This window comes from Acetivibrio straminisolvens JCM 21531 (genome assembly GCF_000521465.1).
In the GTDB taxonomy this organism is placed as follows: Bacteria; Bacillota; Clostridia; order Acetivibrionales; family Acetivibrionaceae; genus Hungateiclostridium; species Hungateiclostridium straminisolvens.
The window spans coordinates 90,717-96,716 of the sequence record NZ_BAVR01000007.1 but is presented as its reverse complement, the minus strand read 5'-3'; the positions used below and the strand labels follow the sequence as shown (position 1 = coordinate 96,716).

Here is a 6,000-nt window from a genome sequence, read left to right as displayed (position 1 = left end):
CTTTTCAGGTGTCCGAAGGTTAAGCATGATGAGTACTTTTCATCATTATTAAATATAATAAATTAGTTATAATAATTTTTATCATGTAAAATCACTAGTATAAAAAAGTGAAAGGATGTCGATTATGAGAAAACCAATATTTACCGGTGCCGGCGTAGCAATAATAACACCATTTACAGAAAATGGCGTTAACTTTGACAAGTTGGGAGAACTCATTGACTTCCAAATAAAAGAAGGTATCGACTCGATTATAATCTGCGGTACTACCGGAGAAGCATCGACAATGCCTGATGAAGAGCATAAGGCCGTTATAAAATATGCTGTAGAGAAAGTAAATAAAAGAGTTCCGGTTATAGCCGGAACGGGAAGCAACGATACCCACCATGCAATCTGTTTGAGCAAGTATGCAGAAGAAGTTGGTGCAGATGCAATATTAAGTGTAACTCCTTACTACAATAAGACAACCCAAAAAGGACTTTACGAACACTTTAAACTGATTGCCGAAAGTATCAAAATTCCTGTGATTTTATACAATGTACCGGGAAGGACCGGCCTGAATATTGATCCGAAGACTGTAAAACAGTTGTCCGAAATAGAAAACATAGTTGCCATCAAGGAGTGCAACATAAACCAAGTTGGTGAAATTATCAGCATCTGCCCTCCTGATTTTACAGTGTACTCCGGAAACGACGATATGGTAGTGCCTCTTCTTGCTTTAGGAGGCAAGGGAGTAATATCCGTAATGGCAAATATTATTCCAAAGAAAACCCATGAACTTGTGGCTTCTTTCCTTGACGGAAATATTGAAGAAAGCAGAAAAATACAGCTAGACCTCTTAAATCTCGTCAAAGCATTGTTCATCGAAGTGAGCCCTATTCCGGTTAAAGCTGCAATGAACCTTATGGGCATGGAAGTTGGAAAGTGCCGTTTGCCACTTACAGATATGAGTGAGAAAAACTTCGATACATTGAAGCAAACCCTTAAGGATTATGGCTTAATTTAAATTACGCCGTACATATTACGGCGTTTCATGTTGTTTTAAATTTTTTTAATGTACTAATGTAAAAAGGAAGTGCTATTTAGATGATAAACATATTATTAAGCGGATGTAACGGAAAGATGGGTCAAGTAATCAGCAAGCTTGCCTCGGAAAAGGAGGGCTTGAAAATTGCTGCGGGTTTGGACATAAATACTTCAATACAGAATCCTTACCCTGTATATACCGATATAAATAAATGCGATATCAAAATCGATGTAATTATCGATTTTTCTCATCCTTCTGTTTTGCAAGGTCTGCTTGAATTTGCCGTTGCACGAAAAATACCGGCAGTTATTGCAACAACCGGTCTTAGTAACTCCCAGATAAAAATGCTCCATGAAGCATCAAAGCATATTCCCATATTTTTCTCAGCCAATATGTCAATTGGAGTAAACCTGATTCTGGACCTTGTTAAAAAAGCTGCAAAAGTGCTTGAAGGTAATTTCGACATAGAGATTATCGAAAAGCACCACAATCAGAAAATCGACGCTCCCAGCGGAACTGCACTGGTGATAGCCGATGCAATAAACTCTGTTTTGACCGAGGAGCATGAATATATTTATGACAGACACTCCAGAAGAAAAAAGAGGAATAAAAAAGAAATAGGCATACATGCGGTAAGAGGCGGTACAATTGTTGGCGAGCACTCTGTAATCTTTGCCGGCAATGATGAAATAATCGAGATAAAACACACTGCCACATCAAAATACATATTTGCCGAAGCTCATTAAACGCCGCAGTGTTTTTACATGATAAAAAACCGGGTATGTACAACATGGATGACCTTATTCAAAATAAATAGAATTCTGCCGGGGGGGTGTTTGCATGTCCCAGAAAGCGGATGCAAATATTGATATGTCTTATGATACGGCACTTATGACAATTCGCAATGTTCCAAATGACATAAGACTTATTTCCGATATTTTTACTTCCATAGCAGATGAAGACATCAATATACAGATGATAACTAAAACCCCTCAACACCAAGGACATGTAAACGTACTTTTTTGTCTTCCGTCAGAAGATCTTTTTAGAGTCCTTACTGTCTTAAACAAGTATAAAAGCATTGCTAAAGATCTTTTGATAGAGGTTGATGCGTACAACACAAAAATATCGATATTCTGTGGGGAAAGAAAAAATTTTCCCAGCCTTGTTGCAAAGATTTTCAGGCTTTTTGCCGACGAAGAAATCGATATAAAGCTGGCTACCTGTTCCGAATCGGAAATATCCTGTCTGATTCATGAATATGATTCTGACAAAGCTGCATCACTGATACAATGATTTAAGACCATGGATTTTAATTTTAAGCGGGGAGTTTATTCCCCGCTTAAAATTTTGAAACCGACTATCAATAATGAATTTAATACTCTATTCCTTTTCTTGCGCCGATTCCTCTCTCAAAAGGGTGCTTTTTGCACACATTGTGAGATACATAATCGGCAAGTTCAAGTATTTTATCCGGAGCATCCCTTCCGGTCAAAATCATCTCAACATCGGAAGGCTTGTTTTTTAAAACCTCAGCAACATCGCCGACATCAATCAATCCGTTATTCATAGCCGCCATTATTTCATCCAATATCAATATATCGCACTCTCTTTTAAAAAGTACGGTTTTTACAAAGTCAAACGCAGCTTTAACCTCTTTTTTCAGCTCTGCAATCTCCTCTTCACTCATATTAAATATAAATCCGTGTTTCTTCTCGAAGCGAAAAACTTTAAAGCCAGGCTCCAGCTTCTCAAGGACTTTTAACTCCCCCGTATCCTGACTTTTTAAAAACTGAACCATATAAACGGTATAACCTCTACCAAGAGCCTTATGCCTGGCCTACAGCTGCCGTGGTCTTACCTTTTCCATCACCGGTATAAACCTGAATCAAGCCCTTCTCCACTTCTCTCTCACACTCTCTCCTTCTAATACTTCTATATTCTAACAATTGTGCTCTATTATTTCAACTGAAAATTCACAAATCCAAAAATTATATTATAAATTTTATTAAAAAAAGTATTGACATATGGATTTAATGCTAGTATAATTTATTATGCTGAAACGAGATAACGCGCGGTCGTGGTGGAATTGGCAGACACGTACGTTTGAGGGGCGTATGCGAAAGCATGTGGGTTCAAGTCCCACCGTCCGCACCATTAATGAAGAAGAGGAAAAATGTTCCTCTTTTTTTCATTTTATAAAGCTTTAATCTTCATTCTTCAATATTATCTGCAATATTTTTATTAACCCCAATAAATACTTTAATCAATCGCTTTATATATTTAAAGGTCTAACTCTAACAAGCACCCCTTTACCTCCAACTGAATAGAATATAGTATCTCAAGATTCGTGGAGGTGAATATTATGTCAGGTTTCTTTAAAAAGAATTTCTTTAATGACAACAGCGAAATTTTATTCTTCATTATCCTTTTCCTGTTGCTGTTCTTCAACGGAAAAGATTATGACAAGTATGGCTGCTAATAATTAAAAGCAGTATACAGGGTTGGTAGGTTCACTATATACCCTCTAACTACATGGCATAACATTCGGAAACATACATATCGGAATAAATGCACTAATATTTATTTATGAAATTGTATCCACAGATGCATTTAGGAAGGTATTTATGTTTCCGAATTATTTTTAATTAATAATTCTATAGGCACTGCATTTGACATATGCAAAATTCAACATTATCAAGAAATCGTTGATGTCTGTATCTTTTTACCCTCAATACACGTTTTTAAAGAAAGCATTTTTGTTCCTACGCTTTCAAATTCAATTACAATTAAATCTTTAGATTCATCAAGCCTGGTCACCAACCCCTGACCGAATACTACATGTTCCAATACTGCCCCTTCGCAAATTTCATTGGATACAGCTTTATGTTCAGCCTGTTTTTGGGCGAGATTGAAACGATGAACAAATCTTGATACAGCGACCGGCTTATTGTTTGCTTTTGAAAAAGTTAGAAGTTCAAGGTATTTTCTGGCTCTAGTGACACCCACATAGAAAAGCCGGACTTCTTCCTCCATCAATTCATAGTTTCCTTCTTTGCAATCGCTTATGCTTTTTGATGACGGAAACTGCCCATCCACCAAGTCAATCATATACACTCTGTCAAATTCCAGGCCCTTGCTTGAATGTATGGTGGTTAAAACAACCGCATTTTTATTTCTGTTCTTGATAGAATTTTCCACCGCTGTTTTCAGTATGGACAGTCTTTCAAAGAGCCCTTCGAAGGAATCAACCCTTGAAGCTATTGACTTGAGACTATCAATAATATAATTAAGGCTTTCAACCGAATAACCCATTTCCTTCGATGCCCTGCGAATATATTTCTCGTATTCACATTCCTTTTCTATAAACTCTACCGCCTTTAAAGGTTTAAAATAATCAATGGTTTCAATCTGGCCGGCTAAATACTTTATTGCTTCAAAAGTGTCTTTGGGGATATTGGGGTAATTCAGCAAAGTTTCAATAGCTCCTTTACCCTTCCCCATGTTCTCAACGACGTACTCATACATCTCACGGCTTATAAACGCATTGGTTTTGTAATAAATCTGTCCGAAAGCCTCGACATCAAAGGGATCTAATGCAAGACGAATAAAAGCAAGGATGTCATTAACTACCCAATGCCTGAAAAAATGAAGATTGGTATCTCTAATATAAAAAGGTATGTTGTTGTATTCCAAATAATCCACCAGCGGAATGGCGGAAATATTATTCCTGTAAAGGACGGCACATTGCGCCAAATTGCTCTGACTCTTTAAAGCCGAAGTCAGATATACATACTGTTCATTACGGCTCTCTACATGCTTGAATACTACTGCTTCGCCCTCCTCATTCTCGGTGTACATATCCTTTTGATACCGCCCTTTGTTTTGCTTTATAAAAATATTTGCCGGAACCACAATGCTCTTTGTGGATCGATAGTTTTTTTCCATTAATAAAATTTTAGCACCGGGATAGGTTTTCCCAAAATCAAGAAGCGCTTGGGGAAAAGCAGCCCTAAACCCATATATACTCTGATCCTCATCCCCTACCATGAAAATATTGTTTTTAGGGCGGGCAACAAGCTTTATAATCTCATGCTGAACCAAGGAAGTGTCTTGGGATTCATCGACATTAATATAATGATATTTTTCTCTCAGCATATTTATAATTTCAGTATTTTTCTTTAATAGCCGATAGGTTCCGGTAAGCATATCGTCATAATCTATAAAGCCTTCATTCTTCTTACGTTTTTCATATGCATTATAAATATCAACGAAATTTTTGATTCCTACATCCAATTCCCTTATATTTTCTTCAGTGTAAAGCATATTTTTAACAAAACTGATAGAGTTGGACAAATCCTCAAGCCTGTCGTCGCTGATATACTCGTTGTTTATATCCAAATAAATCTGCTTTAATATCTGATTTTTATTAATCGGGCTTTCATTGCCTTCAATAATTTGGGGCATAGGCTTGTTTTTACTTCTAGTATATAAACGCGCAACCGAATAACAAAAGCTGTGAATTGTTGAAAATATCATGCTGGAAGCCAACTCTTTGCCGAAAATACCGCAAAACCGGGTCTTCATGTCCTGGGCCGACGCTTTACTGAATGTCAGCGTGAGTATTTTACCGGGGTCAATTTTATGATTCAGAATCATATTGGCACACCTTGACACAATTACAGTTGTCTTTCCCCCTCCCGGCACAGAAAGCAGCAGAGAAGGCCCGTGAACCCGCAAAACAGCCTCTTTTTGCTGAGGATTAAGATTTAAATTGTATTTGTCAGCCAAAAGCCTAAAAAAGTCTTCCCGGTTCATAAACTCACTCATCTCTTTCTTCCAATTTCAATTACTTATTTTAGCATGGGTAAAAAAATAAATAAAGAAGGTAAAAATTGTGTTATACTAAAAATAGAAAAATTCTAAGCAAAATTATATTTCTGACTTTACAGAAAATACTGATTGCACAGAGGAGA

The 6,000-nt window shown here is 36.9% G+C and carries 3 protein-coding genes, 1 tRNA gene and 2 pseudogenes; 4 read left to right on the top strand and 2 right to left on the bottom strand.

Annotated features, from left to right (window positions below; all coding sequences use genetic code 11):
* Nucleotides 1-124 precede the first annotated feature (124 nt).
* The 3 genes and pseudogenes from dapA to JCM21531_RS03310 all read left to right on the top strand — a co-directional run bounded on the left by dapA (nucleotide 125) and on the right by JCM21531_RS03310 (nucleotide 2,320).
* A complete protein-coding gene (gene dapA / locus JCM21531_RS03320; RefSeq protein ID WP_038287327.1) occupies nucleotides 125-1,003 on the top strand; it encodes a 4-hydroxy-tetrahydrodipicolinate synthase in 879 nt (292 codons plus the stop codon).
* Between the two features lie 80 nt (nucleotides 1,004-1,083).
* A pseudogene (dapB, locus tag JCM21531_RS03315) lies at nucleotides 1,084-1,841 on the top strand (4-hydroxy-tetrahydrodipicolinate reductase).
* A 23-nt stretch (nucleotides 1,842-1,864) separates the two neighbouring features.
* Entirely contained in the window at nucleotides 1,865-2,320 is a 456-nt protein-coding gene (locus JCM21531_RS03310) for an ACT domain-containing protein (protein WP_038287324.1), read from the top strand.
* A gap of 79 nt (nucleotides 2,321-2,399) precedes the next feature.
* Here the strand turns inward: JCM21531_RS03310 and JCM21531_RS03305 are convergent.
* Nucleotides 2,400-2,928: pseudogene (locus tag JCM21531_RS03305) on the bottom strand (cob(I)yrinic acid a,c-diamide adenosyltransferase).
* A 170-nt stretch (nucleotides 2,929-3,098) separates the two neighbouring features.
* Between JCM21531_RS03305 and JCM21531_RS03300 the strand changes: the two are divergent.
* Nucleotides 3,099-3,181: transfer RNA gene (locus JCM21531_RS03300), tRNA-Leu, on the top strand.
* 540 nt (nucleotides 3,182-3,721) lie between these two features.
* Here the strand turns inward: JCM21531_RS03300 and JCM21531_RS03295 are convergent.
* Nucleotides 3,722-5,854 carry an ATP-dependent helicase gene (locus JCM21531_RS03295; RefSeq protein ID WP_243467144.1) on the bottom strand — a complete coding sequence of 711 codons (2,133 nt, stop codon included), beginning with the start codon at nucleotides 5,852-5,854 and terminating at the stop codon, nucleotides 3,722-3,724.
* Between the last annotated feature and the right edge of the window lie 146 nt (nucleotides 5,855-6,000).

Excerpts from the sequence above, each read along its gene's own strand:
- dapA (WP_038287327.1), top strand. The coding sequence starts at position 125 with ATGAGAAAACCAATATTTACCGGTGCCGGCGTAGCAATAATAACACCA.
- JCM21531_RS03310 (WP_038287324.1), top strand. The coding sequence starts at position 1,865 with ATGTCCCAGAAAGCGGATGCAAATATTGATATGTCTTATGATACGGCA.
- JCM21531_RS03295 (WP_243467144.1), bottom strand. The coding sequence starts at position 5,854 with ATGAGTGAGTTTATGAACCGGGAAGACTTTTTTAGGCTTTTGGCTGAC.